The organism is Sphingobium sp. AntQ-1, assembly GCF_028538045.1.
Taxonomy (GTDB): Bacteria; Pseudomonadota; Alphaproteobacteria; order Sphingomonadales; family Sphingomonadaceae; genus Sphingobium; species Sphingobium cupriresistens.
In genome coordinates, this window is the sequence record NZ_CP117158.1 from 1,262,684 (window position 1) to 1,288,789 (window position 26,106).

Here is a 26,106-nt window from a genome sequence, read left to right on the forward strand (position 1 = left end):
GGCAACAAGCGGTTGTTTTTCGTATCTTAATCCAGATTGGGACGCAGATAGCGCTCGGCCGTTTCCAGGTCGATCCCGCGCCGCTGGGCATAATCTTCCAACTGGTCCCGACCCACGCGGGCGACGCCGAAATATTCGGCCTGGGCATGGCCGAAGTAAAAGCCGCTCACCGCCGCAGTCGGCAGCATCGCGAAACTCTCCGTCAGCGTCGCGCCGGTCGCATGATGGGCGTCCAGCATGTCGAACAGGATCGGCTTCAAACTATGTTCCGGGCAGGCCGGATAGCCCGGCGCCGGGCGGATGCCGCGATATTGCTCCTTGATCAGCGCTTCGTTGGTCAACTGTTCGCCCTCGGCATAACCCCACAGCGCCGTGCGGACATAATGGTGCAGCCGCTCGGCAAAGGCTTCGGCCAGACGATCGGCCAGCGCCTTCAAAAGAATGTCGGAATAGTCATCGATCGCGTTCTTGAAGCGCGCCAGATGCGGTTCGATGCCGTGGATCGACACAGCGAACCCGCCCATCCAGTCGCCGTCAGGACTGATGAAGTCAGCGAGGCACATATTGGCCCGCCCTTCCCGCTTCTGGATCTGCTGGCGCAGCATCGGCAGGCGGACATGCTTTTCATCCTCGACATGGACGATGATGTCGTCGCCCCCCATGTCATTGGCGCGGCGGCAGGGCCACAGGCCCGCCACACCGCGCGCGGTCAGCCATTTATCCTTGACGATCTTGTCCAGCATCGCCTGCGCGTCGGCGAACAGGCTGGACGCGCTTTCGCCCACCACTTCGTCGGTCAGGATCGCGGGATAATTGCCCGCCAGTTCCCACGCGCGGAAGAAGGGCGTCCAGTCGATATAGGGGACCAGATCGGCCAGATCCCAGTTCGGGAAGCGATGCACGCCGGGCAGGCGCGGTCGCGGCGCCTTGAGGCTCTCGTCGATTTCGAATCCGTTGGCGCGGGCGTCCTCGATCGGCACCAGCGCGCTTTGCCCCTTGTTCGCGCGGGCGACGCGGACATGCTCATAATCATCCTTGGTCTTGGCGACGAAGGCGTCCTTCTGCGTTTCGGACACCAGCGCGGTCGCCACGCCCACGGCGCGGCTGGCGTCCAGCACATGGACGACCGGGCCGGCAAAGGCCGGATCGATCCGCAGCGCGGTATGGACGCGCGATGTCGTCGCCCCGCCGATCAGCAGCGGCATCACCATGTTCGCGCGCTGCATTTCCTGCGCCACGGTCACCATCTCGTCCAGCGAGGGGGTGATGAGGCCCGACAGGCCGATCATGTCGGCGTCATGATCGTTCGCGGCCTTGAGGATGTCCTGCCACGGCACCATCACGCCCATGTCGACCACGTCGAAGCCGTTGCACTGGAGCACCACGCCGACGATATTCTTGCCGATATCATGGACGTCGCCCTTGACCGTCGCCATGATGATCTTGCCCTTGCCCTTGGCGCCCGGCTCCTTGGCGGCCTCGATAAAGGGCAGCAGATGCGCGACCGCCTTCTTCATGACGCGGGCGGATTTCACCACCTGGGGCAGGAACATCTTGCCCGCACCGAACAGGTCGCCGACCACGTTCATGCCGTCCATCAACGGCCCTTCGATCACCTCGATCGGCTTGGCGGCGACAAGGCGGGCTTCCTCCGTATCCTCGACCACATACATGTCGATGCCCTTGACCAGCGCATGTTCCAGCCGCTTGGCGACCGGCCAGCCGCGCCATTCCTGCGCCGCCTTTTCGGTCGCCGCATCCTTGCCGCGATAGCTTTCGGCCAGCGTGACCAGCCGCTCCCCCGCGTCGGGATCGCTGTTCAGCAGCACGTCCTCGCACGCCTTGCGCAGCACCGGGTCGATCGTGTCATACACATCGAGCTGGCCCGCATTGACGATCGCCATGTCGAGGCCGGCGGGAATGGCGTGGTAGAGGAACACGCTGTGCATCGCCCGACGCACCGGCTCGTTGCCACGGAAGGAGAAGGAGAAGTTGGACAGGCCGCCCGAAATATGGACATGCGGACAGCGCGCCTTGATCTCCCGGCACGCCTCGATGAAATCGACGCCGTAGTTGTTATGCTCCTCGATCCCCGTCGCCACGGCGAAAATATTGGGATCGAAGATGATGTCTTCGGGCGGAAAACCGATCGTCATCAGCAGCTTGTAGGCGCGCTCGCAAATCTCGACCTTGCGCTCTTTCGTGTCGGCCTGGCCCGTCTCGTCGAACGCCATGATGACCGCCGCCGCGCCATAGGCCATGCATTTGCGGGCATGGAACAGAAAGGCTTCCTCGCCCTCCTTCATGCTGATCGAATTGACGATCGGCTTGCCGCTGACGCATTTCAGGCCCGCCTCGATCACATCCCATTTGGAAGAGTCGATCATCACCGGCACGCGGCTGATGTCCGGTTCCGACGTCATGAGCTTGAGGAAGGTCGTCATCGCCTCGACCGCGTCGAGCAGCCCCTCGTCCATGTTGACGTCGACGATCTGCGCGCCATTCTCCACCTGCTCGCGCGCGATGTCGATCGCGGCGGCATAGTCGCCCGCCATGATCAGCTTCTTGAACTTGGCAGAGCCGGTGACGTTGGTGCGTTCGCCGATATTGACGAAGGTGGCGGTGGATTTCTGAGTCATGTTTCAAAGGGTCCGTTCGCTTCGAGCGAAGTCGAGAAGCATTCGCGCCCGTGTCTCGACTACGCTCGACACGAACGGCGGTTGGGTTCAGGCGGCGATATGCATCGGCTCCAGCCCCGCAAGCCGCGTCACGACCTCCAGTTCCGGCACCAAGCGCGGCTTGTGCCCCTCCAGCGCCTTCGCCACCGCGCCGATATGCGCGGGCGTCGTGCCACAGCAGCCACCGACCATATTGACCAGCCCCTCATCCACCCAGTCGCGGATCAGCCGCGCGGTGGTTTCGGGCAGTTCGTCATATTGCCCCAGTTCGTTGGGCAGCCCCGCATTGGGATAGGCCAGGATCAGCGTGTCGGCGTTTTTCGACAGTTCGCTGAGATAAGGCCGCAGCAGGTCCGCGCCGAACGCGCAGTTCACCCCGATGGTCAGCGGCTTCAAATGGCGCAGCGAATACCAGAAGGCGTTGATCGTGTGGCCCGACAGGTTGCGGCCCGACATGTCGGTGATGGTGAAGCTCAGCATCAGCGGCACCGATCGGCCCGCCGCTTCCTCCGCCTCGCGCGCGGCCATGCCCGCCGCCTTGGCGTTCAGCGTATCGAAGCAGGTTTCGACCAGCAGGAAATCCACGCCGCCCGCGATCAGCGCATCGCACTGTTCGCGATAATCGGCCTTGAGCGTATCATAATCGACCTCGCGATAGGCCGGATCGTTCACGTCCGGCGAAATCGACAGCGTCTTGTTGGTCGGGCCGATCGAACCGCATACGAAGCGCGGCTTGCCATCGGTCGCCGTCGCCTTCTCGCACGCGCTGCGGGCCAGCTTGGCCGCCGCGATATTGATGTCCCAAACCAGATGTTCGCAGCCATAGTCGGCCATCGCGATCTTGGTCGAGCTGAAGGTATTCGTCTCGATCATGTCCGCGCCGGCCGCCAGATAGGCGGCATGGATGCCCTCCACGATGTCCGGCCGGGTCAGGCACAGCAGGTCGTTATTGCCCTTCTGGTCCTTGGCCAGATCGAGCGACCCGCGATAATCCGCCTCGGTCAGCCCATGTTTCTGGATCGACGTGCCGTATCCGCCATCGAAAATCAGGATCTTGTCGGCAGCCAGTTGGCGCAATTTTTCTTCGGCAGTCATATGCTCCCTCTCCCCGTTCGGTTCGAGCTTGTCGAGAACCCTCGCGCGACCAGTCCTCGACAAGCTCGAACCGAACGGAGGGGGTTAATCCGTATCAGGCGTCCACCGCCGCCTTGGCCCGAAGGCCCAGCAGATGACAGATCGCAAAGCTGAGTTCCGCCCGGTTGAGCGTATAGAAATGAAAGTCGCGCACGCCGCCTGCATAGAGGCTGCGGCACAGTTCCGCTGCAATCGTTGCCGACACCAGTTGGCGCGAGGCGGGATGATCGTCCAGCCCTTCGAACAGACGCGCCATCCAGTTGGGCACCTGCGTGTTGCACATGGCGGCCATGCGCTGGGTCGCGGCGAAATTACTGACCGGCATGATGCCCGGCACGATGTCGGCCGTGATACCGGCCGCCGCCGTCTTGTCCAGGAATCGGAAATAGGCTTCGGGCGAAAAGAAGAATTGCGTGATCGCGCGGGTCGCCCCGGCGTCCAGCTTGCGCTTGAGATTATCGAGATCGCTCTGCGCGCTCGCCGCCTCCGGGTGGACTTCGGGATAGGCCGACACCGAAATCTCGAACGAGTGCCGCTTCATCAGCCCGTCGACCAGCTCGGCCGCGCTTTTATACCCGTCCGGATGCGGCTCGAACGTCCCGCCCACCTCTGGCGGATCGCCGCGCAGCGCGACGATATGGCGCACGCCCGCGTCCCAATAGGCGTCGGCGATCTCGCCAATCTCATCCTTGCTCGCCGCGACGCAGGTCAAATGCGCCGCGGCCGCCAGCGGCGTTTCGCTGGCGATGCGGGCCACCGTATTATGCGTCCGCTCGCGCGTGGAGCCGCCCGCGCCATAGGTGACGGACACGAATTTGGGGGCCAGCGGCGCCAATGTCTCGATCGCCGACCATAGCTGCGCTTCCATCTTCTCCGTTTTGGGCGGGAAGAATTCAAAGCTGACACGGGCGTCGCCGGCCAGGTCCGCATAGAGCGGTGCCGCGGGATCATTCAGGGTCATGCGGAAATCCGTTCGTCTTGATGCCGGATGCGCGCGCTCCCGCGCCGTCCCAGCCACAGTTGCACCGTCAATTCCTGGCCGGGCAACGTCTCCACCCGCTCCAGCGCCAGGCCCGCCTGCGCGAACCAGCTTTCGATCTGCTCGTCGGAAAAGCCCAGTCGCGCATGTTGGTCGCGCAGCCGCAGCTCTTCGCGTTCATGCGCCGCGAAATCGGCGATCAATACCCGGCCGTTCGACGCCGTCACGCGCGCGGCTTCGGCGATCACCAGTTCGGGCGCCTGCGCATAATGCAGCACCTGATGCAGCACCACCGTATCAGCGCTGCCCGGCTCCAGCGGCAGGGCGGAAAAATCGCCCAGCAACAGCGCATATTTGTCGCCCGCATCCTGCGGCAGTTTGGCGCGGGCCAGCCGCAGCATGTCCGGGCTGCGATCGAGCGCCGTCACCTGATCCGCGGCATCGCCCAGCAATTCGATCATCCGGCCAGTGCCGGTGCCGATGTCGAGCAGATGGCCTATGGGTTCGCGGCCCAGCAGCGCAGTCATCGCCGTCTCCACTTCGGCTTCGGCGACATGAAGCGAGCGGATCGCGTCCCATTCCTCGGCATGTTCGGCAAAATAGCTTTCGGCAGCGCGCGCGCGGTCGGCGCGCACGGCCGCCAGACGCGCCAGATCGGCCGCCTGCCACAACGCCTCGCTGTCGGACGGCTCCAATCGGTCGAACAGGGTCAGGAAAGGCGCGACCACCCGCGCCTTGCCCAGCCGCAGGAACACCCAATTGCCTTCTTTGCGGCGCTCCACCAGTCCTGCTTCCGCCAGGATGCGAACATGGCGCGACACCCGCGGTTGGCTCTGCCCCACGACCTGCGCGATCTCCCCCACCGCCAGCTCCATCGCCCGCAACAGGTGGATGATGCGCAAGCGCGTCGGGTCGCCAAGTGCCCGGAAAATATCGAGTGCCGCCTGCATATGGGCATCATATAAAGAAATCTTTATATACGTCAATGCGATCATTTGATTGGGCATTGTTCCGAGCGTTTTTCGACCGCACTGCAACAAAAGGGCGCAGGATCGACCTTTCGCCCGCATGAATGGGATTGCCTTGCTCCGCTCAAAGCATTACGAATCGGCGCGCAGGCGCAATGGGGGGTGAGCTTTTCTCCGAGAGTGGTCTGCAATTTGTTTTTCTCAGAGAGGGGTTTGTGCCCATGACCAAGTCGATTGCTCTTTCGCTCGTTCTCGCCGCTTCGCTCGGCCTGGCTGCTTGCTCAGGCGGCACCGAAAACGCCGCCAACAACGCCGCCAATTCGGCCGAGAACGCGTCGAACGCTGCCGACAACGCCATGAACGCTGCGCTGAACGCTGCCGACAACGCCGCGAACGCTGCGTCGAACGCGACCAACAACGTCGCCAACGCGATGTAATCAGGTCCTGTTCGGCTCTTGAAGTTATGAAGGGGGTCGCACCAGCAAAGGCGCGGCCCTTTTCGTTGGAGCGCCGTCTATGATCCGCATCTTCCTGTCCATGGCCGTGGCATTCGCGCTGGCGGCTTGCGATTCCGGGTCGCAGGATGGTGTCGGCGGCGTCAGCGCCGGTGAGGCCAAAGCGCTCAATGAGGCGGCCGCCCGGCTCGATGCGCGCGCCGGCGCTGCGCGGAGCGGCGACCCCGGTCTCAATCCCGCCGCCGTCGCGGCCGCACGCGCCGACCGGAACCGCGTCCCACCGCCGCCACAGCCTGCGCTCTGACACATGAAAAGGACCGCCCTTTGCAGGACGGCCCTTCCCGATTGGTCAATGCAGCGGGGGTCTTAGCAGTTTCGGTCGATCGCGCGGCCGGCCAGCGCACCCACGCCCGCGCCGATGATGGCGCCGGTGGTGCCGTCGCCGCGACGGCCATAGCGACCCGAACTCCGGCCGACTTCATTGCCCAGCAGACCGCCGGCGATCGCACCGATGATGGTGCCGCCCGTGCCATTGTCCCGGCAGCGATAGCCGCCGCGATAGCCGCGATAGCTGTTGCGATAATAGTCGCCGCGATAGCCACGATTATACCCGCGATAATAGCGATCGCCGCGGTAGCCGCGATTATATCCGCGATAATAGTCGCCGCGGTCATAACCACGCGAATAATGATCGCGCGCCATCGCCGGGGTGGCCGTCACGGCCGCGAGGGAGGCAGCGCCCATCGCCAGAGCGGCTCCCATATTCACAAGAAATTGCATCTTCATGGCGTTGCTCCTCAATACCATCCTCTTGGGCGGTCGCATGAAAAACACGGGATTGCCCTTCGATTGACGTCTGTATGCATGAGTCGGCTTGAGCCAAGCCTGAATGGGGGTGACAGCCCCCGTTCAGATGGACACGGCCTGTCACAGCCCTGCTGCGTCCTGCCGGATTATGCCCTATGGCAGGCGCGATGCAGCGAATCCTGATCGTCCTTGCCCTTGCCGTCCTGCTGCTGCCGGCCCCGCACATGGGCAAACCGGAAACAGTGACGGCCGGGGCGCTGCTGGTGACGGCGCGCGCGCTGCCGCTCAGCAGTATCGATCCGACTCTGGATCATGTCGGCGTGCTCGCCTATCTCGGCGGCTGGGAGCTGAAAAGCGCCAATCCCGGCTTCGGCGGCCTGTCCTCCCTGCTGGTGTCACCGGCAGGCGATATGCTGGGCCTCAGCGACTCCGGCATATTGATGGGTTTCCACATCGGCCCCGGCGAAGGCGAAGGCCATCCCTTCATCGCGCCCCTGCCCGTCCGCGCGCAGGACCGCCATCGCCCTTGGTGGGCCTGGGATTCGGAATCCATGACGCGCGACCCCGCGACCGGCCGCTATTGGGTGGGCTTCGAACTGCAACAGGCGATCTGCCGCTACGCGCCCGGCTTTGCGCGGGTGGAGGCGTGCCGGACCTGGCCCGAAATCCTAGCCTGGCCCAAGACCGGATCGATCGAATCGCTCGCCCGCCTGCCCGACGGCCGCTTCCTGGCGATCGGCGAGATGGGAATGACGCCCGACGGACGGCACGACACATTATTGTTCGCGAGCGACCCGGCGGAAAAGGACACGCCCGCCCCCATCCACATGCGCTACACCCCGCCGCGCGGCTATCGCCCGACCGACGCGGTCGCGCTGGACGACCGCCACCTGCTGGTACTCAACCGCCGCCTGACGATGGAGCAACTGTTCACCGCCACGATCGCGATCGTCGAACTACCCGAAAAGCTGGAGCCGGGCACGGACCTCAAGGCCCGCACCCTCGCCCGGCTGGCCCCGCCGCTGCTGGCCGATAATTTCGAAGGGATCGCGGTCAGCCGGGAACGCGGCCGCCCGATCATCTGGATCGTCTCCGACGACAATCACGAATTCTTCCAGCGCACTTTGTTGCTGAAGTTTGAGCTGCTGAAATTTGGGCTTCCCGACGATCCGTCACGTTAGACGCGACCTGGATCAAAGCGCTCCGTGCTCCCGCGTCGGGGGGGAACCCAGTCCCACCGCCAATCTGGGTTCCCGCCTGCACGGGAACACGCATCATGTAAAACACGACGCAAAAAAGCGGCCTGTCGCCAGGCCGCTCCTTATGCCGAAACGAATCGCGGGAATCAGGCTGCGACGGCAGCCTTTTTCTTGACGATGTCGCGCTTCAGGCGCCGGGCCTTGAGCGACAGCTTGTCGTCGCTGGTCTTGACCAGCCAGTTGTCCAGGCCACCATTATGTTCGACCGAACGCAGACCATGGGTCGACACGCGCAGCTTGACGCTGGTTTCCAGGGTTTCGGAGATCAGCGACACGTTCTGCAGGTTCGGCAGGAACACGCGCTTGGTCTTGTTATTGGCGTGGGAAACATTGTGACCCACCTGGCGACCCTTGCCGGTCAGCTCGCAAATGCGCGACATAGTCAATCAACCTTTGAATTCGGGTTCGTTCGGAAAGCCGCGCCGATAAACAGATTCGCGGCCAGCGTCAACCACGAGCGCAAATTTGACCCTGCCGATCGTGGCGCTTGCGCAACCATTTCGCCCGCCCCCGCGTTCATTCCTCCAATTGGACATAGGAGGAATATATGCGTTTCATCGGCGGACTGTTGCTGATCGCGCTTATCGTGGTCGGCGTAGGGATAGCAACCGGATTCGTCGACCTTCAGAAAACCAGCGAGGGTCGCCTGCCCGAAATCGCGATCAAGGAAGGCGCGCTACCCAAATATGAAGCGAACGTCGCCAAGGTCGAAGTCGGCACCCGCAACGAAACGGTCGAAGTGCCCACCGTCGCGGTCAAAAAGCCCTGATACTTTCGCCAAGCGCCGTGATGCTGTAACGGCAGGGGCCTATGGCCCCGCCCTTCCCCCTCCCCGCGCCTATGCGCCGCGCGCTGGACCTCGCCGCCCAAGCGCAGGCGGCGGGCGAAGTGCCGATCGGCGCGGTGGTGACGAAGGATGGCGCGATCATCGGCGAAGGGCAAAATCGCAATCGTCGCGACAATGATCCCACGGCCCATGCCGAAATCGTCGCCATGCGCGCGGCGGCGACCCATCTGAACGATTTCCGCCTGACCGGCTGCGACCTGTGGGTCACGTTGGAACCCTGTCCGATGTGCGCGGGAGCCATCTCCCACGCCCGCATCGCCCGGCTCTATTACGCCGTCGGGGACCCCAAGGGCGGCGCCATCGAGCAAGGCCCGCGCCTTTTCGGCCAGCCCCAATGCCTGCACCGGCCAGACGTCTATGGCGGTCTGGCCGAGGTCGAAGCCTCAACGCTGCTGCGCGCCTTCTTCGCCGCCCGGCGCTGAACGCTTCGCATAGTCGATGCGATAGAGTTGATAAGGCAATGTCATGCCGGTCTTGAGCGCCACCGGCGCCAGCCAGCGCGGGATCGTTCCCCGCATCAGCCCGGCATAGAAGCCGCGCGGGCTGCGCGACTGGTAGATCGTGCCTTCGGGGAAATTAGGGCAGACCAGCAGATAGGTGGCATGATGCTTGGCCGCGATCGGGCGGAAGGAGTCTGCCGGCCCGTCATAGGCGTGATGGATGTCCAATATCGTCGCCCCGTTGCGATGATAAGGGCCAGCCAGCGCACTATGATGGGTGGTCGCGATCAGCCGAGGCCCCAGATCGACCATGGTGAAGATCGTCGCCGGCGGCAACTGGTTCAGCACTGCCAGCGCCGGCAAGGTGCGGCAGCGCCCGTTCGCCTTCTTGATGGCATCGGTCCGAGCAACCGCCGACGGCCGCCAGGGCTTGGGCTTCCTTCCCGTCGCCTCCTGATACAGCTTCACCACCTGCGGGTAGAGCGGATAGGCGAAGGCGATCGCCGCCAGCAACACAACGCCCGCCCCCGCCGCGATCTTCACTCGGCGCGATCCCATCACGATCATCGCGATCAGCCGGTGCGCGGCCCAGGCGGCAGGCGGGATCGCCAGCAATTGCGCCGCCGGCCCGGCGCGTAGCTGCCAAAAGAGCAGCGCAGTGGAAAACACCATCATCAGCCCGACCGTCGCCCAGGCCCAGAGCCGCTCGCCGTCGCGGCGGGCGTCCCACAGCGCCCAGACCAGCCCGATCAACCCCGCCAGCGGGAGCGCCAGCAACGGCACCACCATGCTCTGCGCCTGCGCCGTGATCGGCTTGGCCTCGCGGATGTTGGCGAGCCACAGCCGCTCCAACTCCGGCGAAATCTGATAGGGGGACAGGCATTGTGGCCAGCTCAGGTAAAAGAATAGGCCAGCCGCCCCGCCCACGACCGCGCCCGCCGCCAGCCGCGCCGCCCACCCCCGTAACGGCAGGCGCGACAGCAGCACCATGCCCGCCGATGCCGCCCCGAACACGGCGACCCAGATCGGCGACAGCGCATCGCACACTTGTCCCCGATTGGCGTAGCTGGCGAACAGCAGATAACAGAGCGACGTCGCGCCCCCCAGGCTCAGCGCATAAGGCAGCATCCGCCGCTCCGCTCCCGGCCGGAACACCCAGCGCAGCGCGATCAACCCGCCGCCCGCCGCCAGATAGACGATCATCTCCATGCCGATGGCGATCGAAAGCGCGCTGCTGACCCCCGCCATCACGCCGCCGCGCAGCCGGTTGGCGTCGATCACCCCCGCCAGCATCGTCACCGCCAGCGCCAGTTGCCAGCCATGATGGTCGATCCGCATCGGCGCATACATGCCCAGCCCCATCTGCGCGGCCAACGGCGCCAGCACCGCCAGCAGCCAGCCGTTAGGCCCCGCCAGCCGCCGCCCGATAAAACCCAGGCTCAGCATCAGAAGCAGCAGCGGCAGCAGCGGCGCGATCCCGCAGGCCAGCCGATCGGCCAGCCCCTGATCGACGAAGGCGCGAAAGAAGAGGATCAGGCCCGCGATCGGCAAGTCGACCAGCCGCGACCAGTGGATGTTCGCCCCGCCCGGCGGATCGAGCCGATATTGGCGCAGATCATACCAGCCTTGGCCCGCCAGCCAGTCCTTCACCTGCGCATAGCGGATATTGTCGTCTGTATCGCCCAGCACCAGCCAGTGGATGGCGGACCAGCGGGTCGCGACCATAGTCACCGCGATCACGATCCAGATCAGCAGGGTCAGCCATTTCCAGTGCCGCTGGGCGTAAGCGGTCAGGATCGCCATCCAGTGAAGGGCGCGGGCGCGCAGGGTGTCGCGACTATGCAAGGTCATGGCTGTGGATTAGAGGCTGCGAACCAAAGCGCAACGGGGAGCTGCATGAAAATCCTGCAACGATATTATGCGGAGCATGGCGCGCTGTTCTGGCAGATCGTCCGCTATGGCGTGACCGGCCTGTTCGTCACCGCCTGCCAGGCGGCGATCTACTGGTGCCTCGCCGCGCTGGCCGGCTTCCATCCGCAAGTCGCCAACCTGATCGGCTATGCCGCCGCGGTCGCCATCGGCTATGTCAGCCACAGCCTCTTCACCTTCCGCGGCCATGGCGGGGAAGCGAACCATGCCGCGCGCGGCGCGAAGTTCGTGGCGGTGTCGCTCATCAGCTACGCGCTGAACGCGCTTTGGGTCTATCTATGCGTCACCCATATGCACTGGCCCGAATGGTCGCCCATCCCCGCCATGGTCTTCGTCACGCCCGCCGTCATGTTCGGGTTGAACCGACAATGGGTGTTTAAGTAACACCGCCCGATATCCGCGCAGGCGGGAACCCAGTTCATACGGTAGGACTGGGTTCCCGCCTGCGCGGGAACACGGCAGCCCTAATTCAATGCACGAACCGCGCCACCACATCGCGGTACGACCGGCTGACCTTCACCTGCGCGCCGCTTTCCAGCACCAGGAAACATTCGCCATTGGTGTGCGGCTTGACCTGCCGCACCTGGGACAAATTCACGATGGTCGAACGATGGACGCGCTGGAAATTGCGCGGGTCGAGCCGCTTTTCCAGATCCTTCATCGTCTCACGCAGGATCAGGCTATTGTCGGCGGTGTAAATGCACATATAGTCGCCCGCCGCATCGATCCGCTCGATCGAATCCACATCGACGCGGAAAATCTGGCCGCGATCCTTGATGTTGATGAGCTTTTCGAAGCGGTTGGACGCAGGCGCATCGTCATCGGCGGCGAAATCGGTCATCGCCTGCGGCGCGACCTCGGCCAGCACCTCGCGCAGCTTCTCGATCTCCTGCACCTGCCGCTTTTCGTTCAGCCGCTGGCGCACCCGGTCGAGCGCATCGGCCAGGCGGCCTTCGTCCACCGGCTTCATCAGATAATCGACCGCCTGCGCCTCGAACGCGCGGATCGCATGATCGCTATAGGCGGTGCAGAAGATGACGAGCGGCGGCTCCACCTCCATCAAACCCTGGACGACGGAAAAGCCGTCAAAACCGGGCATCTGGATATCAAGGAACACAAGGTCGGGTTTATGCGTCTTGATGGCGCGGATCGCTTCACGGCCGTTATTGCAGGTTTCGATAATGTCGACATCCTCATGCGCTTGCAGACGCAGCGCAAGCCCTTGAATGGCCAGGCTTTCGTCATCGACGAGGATTGTTCTGATGGTCATGCGGCCACTTTCGATGTTTCATCCATATTCAGCGGGATTTCGATGATGACCGAAAATCCGCCCGGCGTGGAACGCGTTTCGAAGCGCTGTCGTTCCCCGAAGGCCTGAATTAACCGGTCCCGGATGTTCGGCAGGCCGATCCCCGTCCCCTCGCTCATCGGGATGTGCGGCCTGATTCCGCTTTCATTCAATCCCGGCCCGCTGTCCGATACGACGATCCGGACATTATCCCCGGCAGGCTGCGCGCTGACCGCGATTTCGGCGCCCTCTTCCTTGGGCGTGACCGCATATTTGATCGCATTTTCGACCAGCGGTTGCAGCAGCAGCGAAGGCAGGCGCGCCTGCGCCACCGCCGGATCGATGATGAAGGATGGGCGCAACCGCTCCTCGAACCGCATCTTCTCAATCTCCAGATAGAGTTTGAGCGTTTCGATCTCCTGCTCGATCGTCACTTGCGCCGTCGGCTCGTTGATCAGCGTATAGCGAAGGAAGGAGGACAGCCGCGACAGCATCGCATTCGCCCGGTCCGTCTGTTTCAGCAGCACCAGCGTCGATATGCTGTTGAGCGTATTGAACAGGAAATGCGGGTTAAGCTGATAGCGAAGCATCGCCAGTTGCGCATTGGCCGCCTGATTTTCCAGCAGCAGCAACTGGTCCGCCTGCTCCTCGACCGTCAGGTAGAAATTGATCGCATAATAAAGCGCCGACCAGGCGCCCAGCAGCGTCATCGACAGATAGAAAGCGCCCAGGAACAGTTGCAGCCCCGCCGTCTCGCTCCCCCGGTTCTGCGTCGAAAAGACCCAGGCGTCGATGAACGCGACCAGCCCTGCCGCCGCGACCACGGTGACGATCGACACGCCCCAGGTCACGATCGGCCGTTTCTTGACCAGAAACCGAAACATCACCGCGATCAGCAGCGTCACCGAATAGCCGGTGACGGTCGAAATCAGCACCGGCACCAGGCTGGAGAGCGGCTGGCCATTGGCGATGGTGGAGGAGCCGCGCAGCAGGAAAGCGCCGGCCCATCCGACCGACTGCAAATTCCAGAAGGCGCGGTTCTTGTCAGCGAAAAAGGGCTGAGGCTTGATGCGGGGCACGGTCACGGACATTGCGTGCAGGCTTAGGCGATTTGGGCCTGCGGTCAAAGCGGGTTTGAGAGCGCCCGTGTCGCTGGCGCGGTTCAGGCCGCCGCGGCCGGCTCTTCGGTCATCGGCGTCACCTCGTCGGTGCACAGCCAGACCAGGTCGGACAGGTCCAGCGTGCGGCCGTCATGCGCCAATATGCCGATCGGGCGGATCGGCTGGCCATCGCGCTTGTCCGCCAGCACCTGGCACGCGGGCGTGCCGCAGCCCCATCGCTCGCCCCACTGGCGCAGCGCGATCATGGCGGGGGCCAGCCCCTGCCCTTTCTCGGTCAGCCGATATTCGACCTTTCGCCGGTCGCACTGCATCGGCTCGCGCACCAAAATCCCGTTCTCGACCAGCCGGGCGAGCCGATTGGCCAGGATGTTGCGCGCAATCCCCAGCGTCGACTGGAATTCCTCGAAATGGCGGATGCCTGACAAGGCGCCGCGCAGGATCAGGAACGACCAGCGTTCACCCATCATTTCCAGCGCGCTCGGCAGCGCGCATTGTTCCAGATCCTGGGCCAGATTATGTTTCATATGTCGCCCCGCATAGCGCAAAGCTTTCAGCGTTGCAAAATCGCCGCCTAATTCGTGCAAGATGGGATTTTTTTGTTGCACGACAAGGGTCTTCCAACACAATCGGGAAACGATGCTACGCCAATATGAACTTGTCGAACGGGTAAAGCGCTACGATCCCGATGCGGACGAAGCGATGATCAACCGCGCCTATGTCTTTTCGGTCCAGAAGCACGGCTCCCAGAAGCGCGCCAGCGGCGATCCCTATTTCAGTCACCCGATCGAGGTGGCGGGCATCCTGACCGACTTCAACCTGGACGACCAGACGATCGTCACCGCGCTGCTGCACGACACGATCGAAGATACGCTGGTCACCTATGAGGAGATCGAAAGCGCGTTCGGCAAGGATGTCGCCCGCATGGTCGATGGCGTCACCAAGCTGTCGAAGATCGAGGCCATGTCCGAAAATGAGCGGGCCGCGGAAAATCTCCGCAAATTCCTCCTCGCCATGTCGGACGATATCCGCGTGCTGCTGGTCAAGCTCGCCGACCGGCTGCACAATATGCGCACGCTGCACTTCATCAAAAATCCCGACAAGCGCCGCCGCATCGCGCGCGAGACGATGGATATCTACGCGCCCTTGGCCGAACGCATCGGCATGTATGACTTCATGCGCGAGATGCAGCTGCTCGCCTTCCGCGAGATCGAGCCGGAAGCCTATGCCAGCATCACCAGGCGGCTGGAGCAGCTCAAGGAAGGCGGCCATGACAAGGTTGACCGGATCGGCGCGGAACTGCAATTGCTGCTGGCGGGCAAGGGCATGTCGGTCAGCGTGTCGGGCCGCGAAAAACACCCCTTCTCCATCTGGAAGAAGATGCAGGAACGCCATATCAGCTTCGAACAACTGACCGACGTCATGGCCTTCCGCGTCATCACCGACAGCCATGAGGCCTGCTACCACGCGCTCGGCATCATCCACCAGACCTTCAAAATGGTCCCCGGCCGCTTCAAGGATTATATCTCCACGCCCAAGCGCAACGGCTACCAGTCGCTGCACACCACCGTCATCCATCAGGACAATGCCCGGATCGAGGTGCAGATTCGCAGCCGCGACATGCATAATGACGCCGAACTGGGCCTCGCCGCGCACTGGGCCTATAAGCAGAAGGGCGACGCCACCGACCATCATGCCGCCTGGCTGCGCGATCTCGTCGAAATACTGGAACAGAGCCAGGACGCCGACGAACTGCTCGAACATACCCGCATGGCCATGTATCAGGACCGCATCTTCGCCTTCTCGCCCAAGGGGGAGCTGCACCAGATGCCCAAGGGGTCGACCCCGGTCGATTTCGCCTATGCCGTCCACACCTCGCTCGGCAACCAGACCGTCGGGGCCAAGGTCAACGGCCGCGTCGTGCCGCTGCGCACCTCCCTTGAAAATGGCGACCAGGTCGAAATCCTTAAATCCGAAGGGCAAGAGCCGCAACCGGGCTGGCTCACCTTCGCCATCACCGGCAAGGCCCGCGCCGCCATCCGCCGCTACATCCGCCAGAAGCAGCGCGGCGAGGAGATCAAGCTTGGCGAAAAACTCTATGAGGAAATCATCGGTCGCTTCTCCCCCGACCTCGCCAGGGAACTGGGCGACAAGGCGCTGACCGCTGCGCTGAAGCGGCTGAAGCTGGACGACCGGGCCTCGCTGATGGTCGCGATCGCCACGCATCGCCTGCTCGATTCCGAAGTCATGGAGGCGCTGATGCCCGGCTCCACCAGCGCGCAGGGCATGGAGGAGGCGCATCCCCGCCAGCATGAACCCGTCTCGATCCGCGGCCTGACGCCCGGCATCGCCTATCATCTGGGCGATTGCTGCCATCCCGTCCCCGGCGACCGCATCGTCGGCGTGCGCCGCACCGGCGAACCGATCGAGGTCCACACCATCGACTGCCGGTCGCTGGAGGTGGAGCAGGACGACGACTGGATCGACCTGGCCTGGGACGGCAAGTCGAAGGGCGGCACCGCCCGCCTCTCCGTCATCGTCAAGAACCAGCCCGGCGCGCTGGCCGCCGTCGCCAACCTCTTCGGCGCGACCAAGGCGAATATTCTGAACCTGCAACTGGTGAACCGCGAAGGCCCGTTCCACACCGACGTCATCGACCTGGAAGTCGCCGACGCCCAGCATCTGAACCGGATCCTGTCGGCGCTAAGGGCGATCGATGTCGTGGTGCAGGCGGATCGGGTTTAGGGGGCGACGAAAAACTTCCTTAGAAGGGTTGTCGCGCATATATACAACCCGACGGTGATTTCCGCACAATCTCTGATTCAGAATCGGGATTTATCCTGCCATTCGTTAGGAATTTCAGGAAATCGCGTGCGCCTCTGACGGCTACATGTGATTGTCGTCATCATGTGATACCTATGGCGCTAAACAGAAGGCCGCCACCAAAGATGGCCATCAGCGCGCCTGCGACAGCATCGAGCCAGTAGGTGAGATGCCGTGCGCCATCGGACTGCGCCATGAAAGCCATGAACTGCGCGAGCAGTTGATGATAGATCAGGTCAACGGCGATAATCCCCAGCAACACCATGAGGCGTATCTCTGTGGGGACGGCTTGTCCCGCTACCGGAGCGAACAGACCGAAGAAGAATACGGCCATTTTTGGGTTCCCGATTGTCACGGCGAAGCCTTTTGAAAGAGCGTCCTTCAATCTCGCGGTGTCAATGTTCGACCGGCTATGCTGCGATGGTTCCAAGGTGTTATCTGCCGCCCTAAAATGCGATCGAAGAAGGGCTGCGCCGAGAGTAATGAGGTAAATGCCGCCACCGATCTGGATCATGGTGATAACCCAAGGAAATGCCGTCAGCAGGACGCTTATGCCGAGTAATGCTGATACGGCATATATTGCGGCGGCGAGTGTCACGCCCAGTGCGGCACACGCACCGACCATCCTTCCGTTGGCGATAGTGGCGCGCGATACCGCAACGAAGCTTGGCCCCGGCAGAGGGACCGCGACGGCATAGATCAGAATGACGGCGAGGGCTGAAAACGTCATGGGGCTTTCCCTTTAAGGGCCGCCGCAACAGGTGACGTTCAGAGATTAAACCATTCGCCCCGGCACGGCGGCGATGGTCGCAGATAAATGACGACAAGCCGCTCCCTACAGGAAGCGGCACCAAACTGCGCTAAAGTTCGAAATTGGAAGCGTCATGGTCACAACAGATGCCATGTGAAAGGCGTCCTGCCAAGCGGCTAGGGAGTTTCGGTAGCCAGTTGCCCGACAAACAGGTGTTGTCGTCATTCGGCAACATCCAACATACACTCAATTCAGTTGCAAAGCGGCGTCGTGATCCTGTTCCGGACCGATGATCCGGTGAATGAAGATGCGGTCCGGTTCGACGGAGTAGAGGATTCTATATCCCTTGTAAGACCGGCGCCTGATTCCATGCTGTTCGTAGCGCGGGACCAGCGGGAAGGCGCGGGGCATATCACCTAGCCGCTCCCCGCCCGGCCCGTCGCCGCACCCGGACCAAGGCGCATCATCGGCGCGCCACTATGACCCGATCGTGACCCAACACACGCGCAACAGGCGCGTCATCGATACCCACCTGTGCCCCAACAGCGGCTTTCCCGTTACCCCGCCGCCTTATTTTTCCACATTTTGCGTCGCCACACCCCGACAACGGTGTGAACTTCGCCGCCAGCGCCCCGCTGTGATCCGCGGCCAACGCCCCACACCCCCGCCCCACGCCACTTTCCGCGTGACATCCCGCCCCTTTTCCCATAAAGGCGCCAGCAGCGAACCCTTCGGGGTTCACCGTCCGAGACAGTTGGTGAAGGGATCTGCCCTTCTTAATCTCCAGCCTAGACGGGGAAAAGTTCTTTGCCGAACGGGTCATGCACCCGATTCGGGTCTGCCTGTTCCTTGATGGATGCGGGCCAGTCGATCTCTCCCCTCGGACTTAGTGCCCCATGCCTTCGGCGTGGGTTTAGTCGTTCGCTCGTGCAAGCGGCGCGGACATGAAGTGGAGTAATGGCATGGATCGTAATCAGAAAGCTGAGGTCGTTTCCGCGCTCAACGCAGAGCTGGCAGAAGTTGGCGTGGTCGTCGTGACCCGCAACCTCGGCATGACCGTCGCACAATCGACTGTCCTGCGCCAGAAGATGCGCGACGCGGGCGCCACCTACAAGGTTACGAAGAACCGCCTCGCCCGTATCGCCCTTGATGGCACGGCCTATGGCCCGCTCAGCGACCTGCTGACCGGTCCCGTTGGCCTCGCCACCTCGGCCGACCCGGTCGCAGCCGCCAAGGTTGCGGTCGATTTCGCGAAGACCAACGACAAGCTTGAGATCGTTGGCGGCGCGATGGGGCAAATGCTGCTCGATGCGGAGGGCGTCAAGTCCCTGGCATCGATGCCGTCGCTGGATGAACTGCGTGCAAAGCTGGTCGGCCTTATCGTCGCTCCGGCTACCAAGCTCGCAACCGTCACCCAGGCACCGGCAGCGCAGCTGGCGCGCGTCTTCAACGCCTATGCGGAGAAGGAAGCGGCGTAAGCCGACCTTCACCCGGAACATCTTTGAACCCAATCTGACGGGGCGCTTGGCCCCAATCAAGGAACTAGAAAAATGGCAGACATCAACGCTCTGGTCGAACAGCTTTCGGCCCTCACCGTTCTCGAAGCTTCCGAGCTGTCGAAGGCTCTGGAAGAAAAGTGGGGCGTTAGCGCCGCTGCCGCCGTCGCCGTCGCTGGCCCGGCCGCTGGCGCCGCTGCTCCGGCTGCTGAAGAGCAGACCGAATTCGACGTGATCCTGACCGGCGACGGTGGCAAGAAGATCAACGTCATCAAGGAAGTCCGCGCCATCACCGGCCTGGGCCTGACCGAAGCCAAGTCGCTGGTCGAATCGGCTCCCAAGGCCGTCAAGGAAGGCGTGAACAAGGAAGAAGCCGAGAAGGTCAAGAAGCAGCTTGAAGAAGCTGGCGCGACCGTCGAGCTGAAGTAATCGAAAACGCCCCGCAGTCACAAGCTGCGGGGCGGCCGATCCGGCTCCGGCCGGACGAAAAAGGGCGACACCTTGTTATGGGTGTCGCCCTTTTCATGTGCTGGGGTTGGGGGATGCCTCCCCGGTCAGTAATTCCATTGCACCTGGGTACGGATCAGGTCGCCTTCGGCGCGGCCGGTGCGCCGTTCGTCGGCTTCGGCGCGCTTCATCCGGGCATAAGCGACCGTGAATTCCAGCGCCTTCCACGGCTGCCATTCCAGGCCCAGTTCGAACTCGTCGGTTTCCAGGCGCGGCGCGTTGGTGCTGGCCTTCCACCCGCCGCGATAATGTTGCCAACGGCCATAGGGCATCAGCGCGCCGACCGAGTCCGTCGGCAGGCGATACATCATCTGGACATAGCCGCCGCGCAGCTTCTTCGTTTCAATGGACAGGCTGTCGCGGTCATATTCCGGTCCCTTGCCCCAATTCCATTCGGCCTGGATGCCGAAAGGCTGCGGATAGAGCATGGCGTGGAGGCCGACGCGATTATCCTCATAGGCGATCGTGCTGACCGCCCCGCTGCGCAATTCGGGCTGCACCTTGTTCAGCATCGCCGACCCGCCGATTTCGAACACCTGCCCTTCAAACGCATCGCCCAGCCCGTCCAGCGCGAACGGCCAGGTCGCAAAGGCGACCTTCATCAGCCCGCGATTCTGCTCGGTCCGGTTGGTGCCCTGCCCGTTGAACACGCCGACGCCAAAGGCGCCATAATTGCCGAACAGCTTCTGACCGTCATGCCCCAGCCGGTCCCAGATCTTCTGCACCGACGGCGGCGTATAATAGCCCACCACGCCCAGATCGCGCTCGCTGGGCACTGCGCTGTTGATCGCATCGCTGCGGTCCAGCGTCAGCCGGTTGGACGATGACTGCATATTCTCCCAGCCATAGGGCACTTTGGACTGGCCAAAGCGCAGGCGCAGGCTCTTTTCTTTGTCGAGGAACACATCGGCATAGGCGTCGCGCAACTGGGCGAAACCCTCGCGCCGTTCCGTGCCCGCCTGATTGTTGACGGCGGTCGCGAAGTCGGACTGGAGGTAGAGCGAGACGCGATCGGAGACATCGCCTTGGAGCACCAGCCGCGCCCGACGGAGCGAAAAGCCGCCGCGATCCGAAATCGAACTGTCATGCACCGACCGCAGGCGCGATACGCCCGCCGCCGCCGTATCGTCACCGGACAGGAAGCCATTATAGCGCATCTGGGTATAGCCGCGCAGCGACAGCTTTTCATACCAGGCCTTGGCCTTTGGCGCGGCGGACGATGCCGGGATGGCCGGCGGCGCGATCGACGCGGCGAGCGCGACCGGCGTGGCGGACGATGCCGGCGCGGACGCCGGCGCAACAGCGACAGGTTGCGCGCTCTGGCCCGCGGCCAGCGCCGCGGTCAGCGCCTCCACCTGGGCCCTGAGCGCGTCGATCTGGCGCTGCAAATCGGCGCTGCTTTGCGCCTGCGCCGCCACCGGCATATGTATCATCAGCAGCGCCAGCGCGGTGCCGCCAGCCAGTCGCAGTCGGAGCGTCATACCTATACCTTTCCTGTTCCGCGACGCCCGTATGAAACTTTAGTTACATCTTGGCGTCTATCTCATGTCTCTTTTGTGACAGTCGCTTTTTGATCCGATCGCCGGTTGGCGGCGCGGTTTCGCCGGGCTAAGTCCCTGAACATCATGTTCGCTGTTCCGCCCTTCCCTATCGCCTGCCGCCGCGCCGCCCTGATCGCGGTGGCGGGACTGGCCCTGCTGGTGGGCGGCTGTTCCGATGAGGGCCGCGATCCTGTCGTCGTCAGCGTAATGGGCGATCGCGACGATTTTGCGAAACCGCTGGCGCACCTGCCCGATCCGGGCGCCAAGCTCATTCTGGAGGCGACGGCGCAAGGGCTGGTCGCCTTCGATGCGGGTGGCGAGATATTGCCGGCGCTGGCCCAGCGCTGGATCGTCGAGGATGGCGGTCGCAGCTATATTTTTCGCCTGCGTCGCGCATTCTGGGCCAATGGCGCGCGGGTCACCGCCCCCGACGTCGCCAGGATGCTGATGGCGCGGATCGAATCGCTGCGCCGCCTTGATCCCGACGGCCCGCTGGACGCGGTGCAGGCGGTGGTGCCGATGACCGGCGAGGTGATCGAAATTCGCCTGGCCGCGCCACGCCCCTATGTGCTGCAAATGCTGGCCCAGCCGCAAATGGCGGTGCTGTCGCGTGATGGCGGCACCGGCCCTTACCGCCGCCGAACGCAGGGCAATGCCCAGTTCCTGACGCCGATCGACCGCAACAGCGGCGACGACGTGGCGGCGGATGAGCCGGTTCCGCCCTGGCAGACGCGCGTCCTGCGCGCCGAACGGGCGGCGCTGGCGATCATCCGGTTTCGCGAAGGCGACGCCGCGCTGGTGCTGGGCGGCCGCTTCACCGATCTGCCGTTGCTGGTGCCGGCGGGGATCGACCGCGACAATGTGCGGATCGATCCTGTGCGTGGTTTGCTGGGCCTGGCCGTGACCAGCCGCGGCAAGCTGCTGGACGACGCCGCGATCCGCGCCGCCATCAACATGAGTATCGATCGCAGCCAATTGCCCGCGCTGTTCCCCCTGGGCGGCTGGGCGACCAGCGAACGCATCCTGCCCGATCCGATGGATCTGGGACGGGCGCCCAGCGATCCGGCCTGGGCGGGGCTGTCGGTGGAACAGCGCCGCGCGCAAGCAGGGGCGAGCGTCACCCGCTGGCGCGCCGACAATGGCGACCCTCCGCCGCTCCGCATCGCCCTGCCGAACGGTCCGGGCGCCACGCTGCTGTTTGGCCTGCTGCAGCGCGATCTTGCCGCCATCGGGCTGCCTGCTCGGCGCGTCGCCACCACCGCGGATGCGGACCTGCGCTTGATCGACGAAGTGGCCGCCTATGACAGCGCCCTCTGGTATCTCGGCCGCATCGGCTGCGCCCGCAAGATCCATTGCAGCGACGTGGCCGATGCCCAGCTTCAGGCCGCCAGCCTCGCCAGTTCAGCCGAGGAGCGCGCCGCCCGCTTCGCGCAAGCCGAAGCCCAGATGGTCGCGCATGACGGCTATATCGCGCTCGGCGCGCCGGTGCGCTGGTCGCTGGTCGCCAAGCGGCTGACCGGATTCCAGCCCTCCGCCCGCGCGCGTCACCCATTGAACCATCTCTTCCGCACTACCAATTAGGCGTTTGACCGTGCGCGCAATGAACCCCCTGGGGGTCGGGCGCGTATGTCAATCAGGCGCCCATCCAATATCGGGCAAGGAGGCACGCAGATGGCGATTTCGCAGGACCAGTTCGACCGAATCGCGCGGGAGTTGCCGGGTTTCGGCCGCGACCCTGCCTCCATCCGCCGCCGGATCGAAGCGATGGAGGCGATGTTGGAGGGGCTGTTCGTCATTCCCGGCACCAATCGCCGCGTCGGCCTGGACAGCCTCGTCGGACTAATCCCCGTGGTCGGCGATCTCGCCACCGCCGCCATGGGCGCCTGGATCGTGTGGGAAGCCCGGAACCTGGGCATGTCGAAATGGCAGATCACCCGCATGGCCGCCAATGTCGGGGTCGATACGCTGGTGGGCGCCATTCCCTTCGCGGGCGACCTGTTCGATTTTCTCTATAAATCGAACACCAAAAATCTGCGGATCATCCGCAAGCATCTCGACCGCCACCATCCCGCGACCGTGACGATCGACGCCTGATCAACCGGCGCTGTTGCCCAGCGGCTGGACCTTAGGGTCCAAATCCAGGATCAGCCCCGGTTTGCGGGCCGGGCTGGTTCGCCGTCTGGGCGTGCTTACCGGTCGCCGGGGGTTCGCGATCACCGACCCCGGTTCGATCCGCAGATAGCTGGTTGTGGACGCGCCGCCTTGATGGCTGGGGCAGCGGGTGAATTCCAACGCCCTGTCCATGCATAGCCAGATTTCGCTCAGCCAATTGCCACGCACCGTGGTTACGCGCAGCATGTCGGCGCGCAGCCCCTTGTTAGCGCGCGCAAAAGCCTCCGCAAACTGGCCGACGGTCAGCGTCGGTCGCCGTGCCAGCGCCGCCATATCAGGATAGCGCAGCGACTGATAGAAAGCGCGCGACAGGTTGAAATACAGCTCCGGCTTCGTCGTCATGCAGGTGCCATGCTTGGCCCATTCATGCTGGAGCAGCTGGACCGATGGCGTCGTACAGAGATTGGCGCGCAGCACCTGCCGTGGCAACAAGTCGGCCGGACGGCAATATTGCGGCCATTCCCTGCCCATTCCGTCGGGCCACAGGCCGTGCAGGGTGAAGCCGAACCGTCCGTTGCGCCCCCCGCACTGGAGTCGGCTGGCGGCTCCTCGCGCGGTCGAGCAATATTGCGGCGACCAGCTAAGCGCCAGCGTATAGCTGCCGATCGGCAGAACGCGCTTAGGTTCCTTGGCGCTGGGCGCCTCGATCTGCGGCCGGGGCAACGAGCCGGCCATGCTGCACTGGGCCGACTGCGCCAGGGCAACGCCGGGAATGGCCAAAGCGGCGATGGCGATCGCAGCCCTAAGCATAAGCGAAATCCAGTCCGATGTCCGCGGCCGGGGCCGACTGGGTCAACCGCCCGACGCTGATATAGGTGACGCCGGTCTGCGCCTTCGCGCGGATCGTCTCAAGCGTGACTCCGCCCGACGCCTCGGTCGGCACGCGCCCGGCCACCAAGGCCACCGCCCCGCGCAGCGTCGCCGCGTCCATATTGTCGAGCAGCAAATGGGTCGCGCCTGCGCTTAGCGCCGGTTCGATCTGGTCCACCCGATCGACCTCCACGATGATGCTGGCGACCCCGGCGGCCACGGCGCGGCGCACCGCTTCCTCGACCGATCCGGCGACCGCGACATGATTGTCCTTGATCATCGCCGCATCCCACAACCCCATGCGATGATTGGTCGCCCCGCCCATGCGGGTCGCATATTTCTCCAGCACGCGCAGGCCGGGGATCGTCTTGCGCGTGTCGAGCAGGGTCGCGCCGGTCCCGTCGATCGCATCGACATAGGCGCGGCTCATCGTCGCGATGCCGGTCAAATGCTGGACTGTGTTGAGCGCGGACCGCTCCGCCGTGAGCATCGCGCACGCCCGCCCGCGGATACGCATGATGTCGGTCCCGGCCGCCACCCGATCGCCATCCTGATGCAGCAGTTCGATCGCCACATCGGGGTCGAGCGCACGGAAGAAAGCGACCGCGATCGGCAGTCCCGCCAGCGTCACGTCATCGCGACTGTCCATCACCCCTTCGAACACCGCATCGGCCGGAATCACCGCCTCGCTGGTAACGTCCCGGCCATCGGGGCCAAGATCTTCGGCAAGGGTAGACGCGACGAAGGCGGCAAGGTCGAAGCCTGGGAGCGAAAAGATATCAGGATAAAAGCCGTTCATACCCGCCGTCTTTCATGGCTTCAACGAAATCGCAATAGCGCGCGTCCAACTCGTCCAGTGACGGCCCGGCCAGTTCCAGCCGTGCCTGCGCCATAAGCAGCGCCCCTTCTTCGCGCAGCCTCACGCGCCTGCCATGCAGGCGCAACGGCGATGCTGCGCCCAGCAGACAGTCCAGAAACTGCGCCGCGGCGATCGGACTGGTCGCCGCTGCCGCGCGAACGCCACCGAAGCCGCGGCGCACGAAATGATCGAAATCGTCATTCATCGGCACGACTCGATTCCAGTCATAATCGCCCTGGTCCGGTCCGCCGCGCAGGTCGCGCGCGCCGATCTGCGCCGTCGCCGCGCCCAACCAGTGCAGGGCGGTAACTGCGGTGAAGGGATCGTTGATGCCCGGCGACAGCGCCCGCAGCGCGATCTCCACCAGTTCGTCGATCAGAAATTCGATATCCTGCGCGGGCGATCGCATCGCGCCCAGCGAAAAGCAGCCGCGCAGCCTGTCCCGCATCACATCGTCCACCTCGACGCCCACAACGGCCAGCAGTTCCACATCGGGATGAACGAAATCGCCAGGCCGCAGCCGCATTTCGATCCGGCATCCCGTTTCACGCGCGATCCGGTCCAACCCGGCGAAATCGACGATCTGGATATAACCCGTCCCGATTGCCGCGACTGAAGCGCCCAAAGGTGGTTGGTCGCGCTGCTCTTCGACGCAACCTTGCGGGAAGCGGTCACGTATCGCACGTAGTAGCCGCTCCCCTATCCCTTCCAGCACCGCGTTGATGCGGATGGATGCGGGCACATGATTGAGGAAATAGACCAGCACCGCGATCGAGGCCGCCATCAGCCCGGTCGCGACCATCAGGGATAATTGCGGCACGAAACCGGGATCGCCGGCCGTTTCATAGGCGTCGCGAACCACGCGCAGAACCATGACGGCATAAACGAAAGTAGCGATGAAGGTCGCCAGCGACAGCTGGTTGCCGCGATCTTCCATGAAATTGGCAAGCAGGCGCGGGCCATAGCTGCCCGACGCATAGACAACGGCGGCGATGGTGATGGAAAAGACCGTCGATGCGACGCCAATCATCGACCCCGAAATGACGTTCAGGACGTTGCGTGCGCCCTCAGGCCGCGCCTGGTCCACCCATTCATGGCTCGTCAGCCACGCGGTGGCGCCGTGGCGGTCCAACCAGACGGTCAGCATCGCCAGCACCGCCGCGGTCAAGGTGAAGAGCGCGGGGTAGAGCCAATAGCTGGCCCTCGTCCCCTGCCAGAGCGCACGTAATCGGGCGACCATCACCA

At 63.7% G+C, this 26,106-nt stretch carries 26 protein-coding genes; 11 read left to right on the forward strand and 15 right to left on the reverse strand.

Features of this window, described 5'->3' with window-relative positions:
- Positions 1–26: 26 nt before the first annotated feature.
- The 4 genes from metH to sphantq_RS06250 all read right to left on the reverse strand — a co-directional run bounded on the left by metH (position 27) and on the right by sphantq_RS06250 (position 5,741).
- Entirely contained in the window at positions 27–2,639 is a 2,613-nt protein-coding gene (metH, locus tag sphantq_RS06235; RefSeq protein ID WP_129925866.1) for a methionine synthase, read from the reverse strand.
- Positions 2,640–2,726: 87 nt separating this feature from the next.
- Complete coding sequence (locus sphantq_RS06240; RefSeq protein ID WP_066604545.1) at positions 2,727–3,773, reverse strand: homocysteine S-methyltransferase family protein; 1,047 nt, start codon at positions 3,771–3,773, stop codon at positions 2,727–2,729.
- 94 nt (positions 3,774–3,867) lie between these two features.
- Positions 3,868–4,773 (reverse strand): methylenetetrahydrofolate reductase, encoded by a 906-nt coding sequence (gene metF / locus sphantq_RS06245; protein ID WP_066604548.1) that lies wholly within the window; start codon positions 4,771–4,773, stop codon positions 3,868–3,870.
- Positions 4,770–5,741 (reverse strand): ArsR/SmtB family transcription factor, encoded by a 972-nt coding sequence (locus tag sphantq_RS06250; protein ID WP_272799850.1) that lies wholly within the window; start codon positions 5,739–5,741, stop codon positions 4,770–4,772. The genes metF and sphantq_RS06250 overlap by 4 nt, the downstream gene beginning before the upstream one ends.
- A 239-nt stretch (positions 5,742–5,980) precedes the next feature.
- Here sphantq_RS06250 and sphantq_RS06255 point away from each other — a divergent pair, with 239 nt between their 5' ends.
- Positions 5,981–6,196 carry a hypothetical protein gene (locus sphantq_RS06255; protein ID WP_037491279.1) on the forward strand — a complete coding sequence of 72 codons (216 nt, stop codon included), beginning with the start codon at positions 5,981–5,983 and terminating at the stop codon, positions 6,194–6,196.
- A 79-nt stretch (positions 6,197–6,275) separates the two neighbouring features.
- Positions 6,276–6,518, forward strand: coding sequence for a hypothetical protein (locus sphantq_RS06260; RefSeq protein ID WP_066604551.1), 243 nt, complete (start codon positions 6,276–6,278; stop codon positions 6,516–6,518).
- A gap of 62 nt (positions 6,519–6,580) precedes the next feature.
- Here the strand turns inward: sphantq_RS06260 and sphantq_RS06265 are convergent, their stop codons facing one another.
- Positions 6,581–7,000: a glycine zipper 2TM domain-containing protein gene (locus sphantq_RS06265; RefSeq protein ID WP_066604552.1), complete on the reverse strand. Its 420-nt coding sequence runs from the start codon at positions 6,998–7,000 to the stop codon at positions 6,581–6,583.
- 188 nt (positions 7,001–7,188) lie between these two features.
- On the opposite strand from sphantq_RS06265, the gene sphantq_RS06270 reads away from it, so the two are divergent.
- Entirely contained in the window at positions 7,189–8,202 is a 1,014-nt protein-coding gene (locus sphantq_RS06270; protein ID WP_066605661.1) for an esterase-like activity of phytase family protein, read from the forward strand.
- A 164-nt stretch (positions 8,203–8,366) separates the two neighbouring features.
- Here sphantq_RS06270 and rpmB read toward each other — a convergent pair whose 3' ends face one another.
- Positions 8,367–8,660, reverse strand: coding sequence for a 50S ribosomal protein L28 (gene rpmB, locus sphantq_RS06275; protein WP_066604556.1), 294 nt, complete (start codon positions 8,658–8,660; stop codon positions 8,367–8,369).
- A gap of 167 nt (positions 8,661–8,827) precedes the next feature.
- On the opposite strand from rpmB, the gene sphantq_RS06280 reads away from it, so the two are divergent.
- Positions 8,828–9,049 carry a hypothetical protein gene (locus tag sphantq_RS06280; RefSeq protein ID WP_066605666.1) on the forward strand — a complete coding sequence of 74 codons (222 nt, stop codon included), beginning with the start codon at positions 8,828–8,830 and terminating at the stop codon, positions 9,047–9,049.
- A 41-nt stretch (positions 9,050–9,090) separates the two neighbouring features.
- Positions 9,091–9,549, forward strand: a complete 459-nt coding sequence (locus tag sphantq_RS06285) for a nucleoside deaminase (protein WP_066604561.1) — start codon at positions 9,091–9,093, stop codon at positions 9,547–9,549.
- Here the strand turns inward: sphantq_RS06285 and sphantq_RS06290 are convergent.
- Positions 9,511–11,418 carry a hypothetical protein gene (locus sphantq_RS06290; RefSeq protein WP_272799851.1) on the reverse strand — a complete coding sequence of 636 codons (1,908 nt, stop codon included), beginning with the start codon at positions 11,416–11,418 and terminating at the stop codon, positions 9,511–9,513. The two genes, sphantq_RS06285 and sphantq_RS06290, sit on opposite strands and share 39 nt — an antisense overlap.
- A 45-nt stretch (positions 11,419–11,463) precedes the next feature.
- On the opposite strand from sphantq_RS06290, the gene sphantq_RS06295 reads away from it, so the two are divergent.
- Positions 11,464–11,880 carry a GtrA family protein gene (locus sphantq_RS06295; RefSeq protein WP_066604566.1) on the forward strand — a complete coding sequence of 139 codons (417 nt, stop codon included), beginning with the start codon at positions 11,464–11,466 and terminating at the stop codon, positions 11,878–11,880.
- An 85-nt stretch (positions 11,881–11,965) separates the two neighbouring features.
- Here the strand turns inward: sphantq_RS06295 and sphantq_RS06300 are convergent, their stop codons facing one another.
- From sphantq_RS06300 to sphantq_RS06310, 3 genes are all read right to left on the reverse strand, one after another.
- Positions 11,966–12,766, reverse strand: a complete 801-nt coding sequence (locus tag sphantq_RS06300; RefSeq protein WP_066604569.1) for a LytR/AlgR family response regulator transcription factor — start codon at positions 12,764–12,766, stop codon at positions 11,966–11,968.
- On the reverse strand, positions 12,763–13,869 hold the full coding sequence (locus sphantq_RS06305; RefSeq protein WP_408021498.1) for a sensor histidine kinase: 1,107 nt from the start codon (positions 13,867–13,869) through the stop codon (positions 12,763–12,765). Before sphantq_RS06305 ends, sphantq_RS06300 begins: the two co-directional genes overlap by 4 nt.
- 77 nt (positions 13,870–13,946) lie before the next feature.
- Entirely contained in the window at positions 13,947–14,429 is a 483-nt protein-coding gene (locus sphantq_RS06310; RefSeq protein ID WP_066605673.1) for a winged helix-turn-helix transcriptional regulator, read from the reverse strand.
- Between the two features lie 112 nt (positions 14,430–14,541).
- Between sphantq_RS06310 and sphantq_RS06315 the strand changes: the two genes are divergently transcribed.
- Positions 14,542–16,647 (forward strand): RelA/SpoT family protein, encoded by a 2,106-nt coding sequence (locus sphantq_RS06315; RefSeq protein ID WP_066604572.1) that lies wholly within the window; start codon positions 14,542–14,544, stop codon positions 16,645–16,647.
- A 160-nt stretch (positions 16,648–16,807) separates the two neighbouring features.
- Here sphantq_RS06315 and sphantq_RS06320 read toward each other — a convergent pair whose 3' ends face one another.
- Positions 16,808–17,455 (reverse strand): LysE family transporter, encoded by a 648-nt coding sequence (locus tag sphantq_RS06320; RefSeq protein ID WP_272799852.1) that lies wholly within the window; start codon positions 17,453–17,455, stop codon positions 16,808–16,810.
- 983 nt (positions 17,456–18,438) lie between these two features.
- On the opposite strand from sphantq_RS06320, the gene rplJ reads away from it, so the two are divergent.
- Together rplJ and rplL are read left to right on the forward strand one after the other, a co-directional pair.
- The gene (gene rplJ / locus sphantq_RS06325) at positions 18,439–18,954 is read left to right on the forward strand and encodes a 50S ribosomal protein L10 (protein ID WP_066604577.1); all 516 of its coding nucleotides are present in this window, start codon (positions 18,439–18,441) and stop codon (positions 18,952–18,954) included.
- Positions 18,955–19,026: 72 nt separating this feature from the next.
- Complete coding sequence (gene rplL, locus sphantq_RS06330) at positions 19,027–19,401, forward strand: 50S ribosomal protein L7/L12 (RefSeq protein ID WP_066604579.1); 375 nt, start codon at positions 19,027–19,029, stop codon at positions 19,399–19,401.
- A gap of 125 nt (positions 19,402–19,526) precedes the next feature.
- Here the strand turns inward: rplL and sphantq_RS06335 are convergent, their stop codons facing one another.
- Entirely contained in the window at positions 19,527–20,960 is a 1,434-nt protein-coding gene (locus sphantq_RS06335) for a porin (RefSeq protein WP_129925860.1), read from the reverse strand.
- A 144-nt stretch (positions 20,961–21,104) separates the two neighbouring features.
- Between sphantq_RS06335 and sphantq_RS06340 the strand changes: the two genes are divergently transcribed.
- Positions 21,105–22,601 carry an ABC transporter substrate-binding protein gene (locus sphantq_RS06340; RefSeq protein WP_066605676.1) on the forward strand — a complete coding sequence of 499 codons (1,497 nt, stop codon included), beginning with the start codon at positions 21,105–21,107 and terminating at the stop codon, positions 22,599–22,601.
- A 90-nt stretch (positions 22,602–22,691) separates the two neighbouring features.
- Positions 22,692–23,114, forward strand: coding sequence for a DUF4112 domain-containing protein (locus tag sphantq_RS06345; RefSeq protein WP_066604589.1), 423 nt, complete (start codon positions 22,692–22,694; stop codon positions 23,112–23,114).
- On the opposite strand, the gene sphantq_RS06350 is transcribed toward sphantq_RS06345, so the two are convergent.
- Genes sphantq_RS06350 through sphantq_RS06360 form a run of 3 tightly spaced genes read right to left on the reverse strand, consistent with a single transcriptional unit; the run spans position 23,115 to position 26,101 of the window.
- Positions 23,115–23,942 carry a ribonuclease T2 gene (locus sphantq_RS06350; protein ID WP_272799853.1) on the reverse strand — a complete coding sequence of 276 codons (828 nt, stop codon included), beginning with the start codon at positions 23,940–23,942 and terminating at the stop codon, positions 23,115–23,117.
- Positions 23,935–24,801: a carboxylating nicotinate-nucleotide diphosphorylase gene (gene nadC / locus sphantq_RS06355; RefSeq protein ID WP_066604593.1), complete on the reverse strand. Its 867-nt coding sequence runs from the start codon at positions 24,799–24,801 to the stop codon at positions 23,935–23,937. Before nadC ends, sphantq_RS06350 begins: the two co-directional genes overlap by 8 nt.
- Complete coding sequence (locus tag sphantq_RS06360; protein ID WP_066604596.1) at positions 24,782–26,101, reverse strand: DUF2254 domain-containing protein; 1,320 nt, start codon at positions 26,099–26,101, stop codon at positions 24,782–24,784. Before sphantq_RS06360 ends, nadC begins: the two co-directional genes overlap by 20 nt.
- Between the last annotated feature and the right edge of the window lie 5 nt (positions 26,102–26,106).

Bases quoted from the DNA above. Each gene is read 5' to 3' on its own strand.
- metH (WP_129925866.1), bottom strand. From the start codon at position 2,639: ATGACTCAGAAATCCACCGCCACCTTCGTCAATATCGGCGAACGCACC.
- sphantq_RS06240 (WP_066604545.1), bottom strand. From the start codon at position 3,773: ATGACTGCCGAAGAAAAATTGCGCCAACTGGCTGCCGACAAGATCCTG.
- metF (WP_066604548.1), bottom strand. From the start codon at position 4,773: ATGACCCTGAATGATCCCGCGGCACCGCTCTATGCGGACCTGGCCGGC.
- sphantq_RS06250 (WP_272799850.1), bottom strand. From the start codon at position 5,741: ATGCAGGCGGCACTCGATATTTTCCGGGCACTTGGCGACCCGACGCGC.
- sphantq_RS06255 (WP_037491279.1), top strand. From the start codon at position 5,981: ATGACCAAGTCGATTGCTCTTTCGCTCGTTCTCGCCGCTTCGCTCGGC.
- sphantq_RS06260 (WP_066604551.1), top strand. From the start codon at position 6,276: ATGATCCGCATCTTCCTGTCCATGGCCGTGGCATTCGCGCTGGCGGCT.
- sphantq_RS06265 (WP_066604552.1), bottom strand. From the start codon at position 7,000: ATGAAGATGCAATTTCTTGTGAATATGGGAGCCGCTCTGGCGATGGGC.
- sphantq_RS06270 (WP_066605661.1), top strand. From the start codon at position 7,189: ATGCAGCGAATCCTGATCGTCCTTGCCCTTGCCGTCCTGCTGCTGCCG.
- rpmB (WP_066604556.1), bottom strand. From the start codon at position 8,660: ATGTCGCGCATTTGCGAGCTGACCGGCAAGGGTCGCCAGGTGGGTCAC.
- sphantq_RS06280 (WP_066605666.1), top strand. From the start codon at position 8,828: ATGCGTTTCATCGGCGGACTGTTGCTGATCGCGCTTATCGTGGTCGGC.
- sphantq_RS06285 (WP_066604561.1), top strand. From the start codon at position 9,091: ATGGCCCCGCCCTTCCCCCTCCCCGCGCCTATGCGCCGCGCGCTGGAC.
- sphantq_RS06290 (WP_272799851.1), bottom strand. From the start codon at position 11,418: ATGACCTTGCATAGTCGCGACACCCTGCGCGCCCGCGCCCTTCACTGG.
- sphantq_RS06295 (WP_066604566.1), top strand. From the start codon at position 11,464: ATGAAAATCCTGCAACGATATTATGCGGAGCATGGCGCGCTGTTCTGG.
- sphantq_RS06300 (WP_066604569.1), bottom strand. From the start codon at position 12,766: ATGACCATCAGAACAATCCTCGTCGATGACGAAAGCCTGGCCATTCAA.
- sphantq_RS06310 (WP_066605673.1), bottom strand. From the start codon at position 14,429: ATGAAACATAATCTGGCCCAGGATCTGGAACAATGCGCGCTGCCGAGC.
- sphantq_RS06315 (WP_066604572.1), top strand. From the start codon at position 14,542: ATGCTACGCCAATATGAACTTGTCGAACGGGTAAAGCGCTACGATCCC.
- sphantq_RS06320 (WP_272799852.1), bottom strand. From the start codon at position 17,455: ATGACGTTTTCAGCCCTCGCCGTCATTCTGATCTATGCCGTCGCGGTC.
- rplJ (WP_066604577.1), top strand. From the start codon at position 18,439: ATGGATCGTAATCAGAAAGCTGAGGTCGTTTCCGCGCTCAACGCAGAG.
- rplL (WP_066604579.1), top strand. From the start codon at position 19,027: ATGGCAGACATCAACGCTCTGGTCGAACAGCTTTCGGCCCTCACCGTT.
- sphantq_RS06335 (WP_129925860.1), bottom strand. From the start codon at position 20,960: ATGACGCTCCGACTGCGACTGGCTGGCGGCACCGCGCTGGCGCTGCTG.
- sphantq_RS06340 (WP_066605676.1), top strand. From the start codon at position 21,105: ATGTTCGCTGTTCCGCCCTTCCCTATCGCCTGCCGCCGCGCCGCCCTG.
- sphantq_RS06345 (WP_066604589.1), top strand. From the start codon at position 22,692: ATGGCGATTTCGCAGGACCAGTTCGACCGAATCGCGCGGGAGTTGCCG.
- sphantq_RS06350 (WP_272799853.1), bottom strand. From the start codon at position 23,942: ATGCTTAGGGCTGCGATCGCCATCGCCGCTTTGGCCATTCCCGGCGTT.
- nadC (WP_066604593.1), bottom strand. From the start codon at position 24,801: ATGAACGGCTTTTATCCTGATATCTTTTCGCTCCCAGGCTTCGACCTT.
- sphantq_RS06360 (WP_066604596.1), bottom strand. From the start codon at position 26,101: ATGGTCGCCCGATTACGTGCGCTCTGGCAGGGGACGAGGGCCAGCTAT.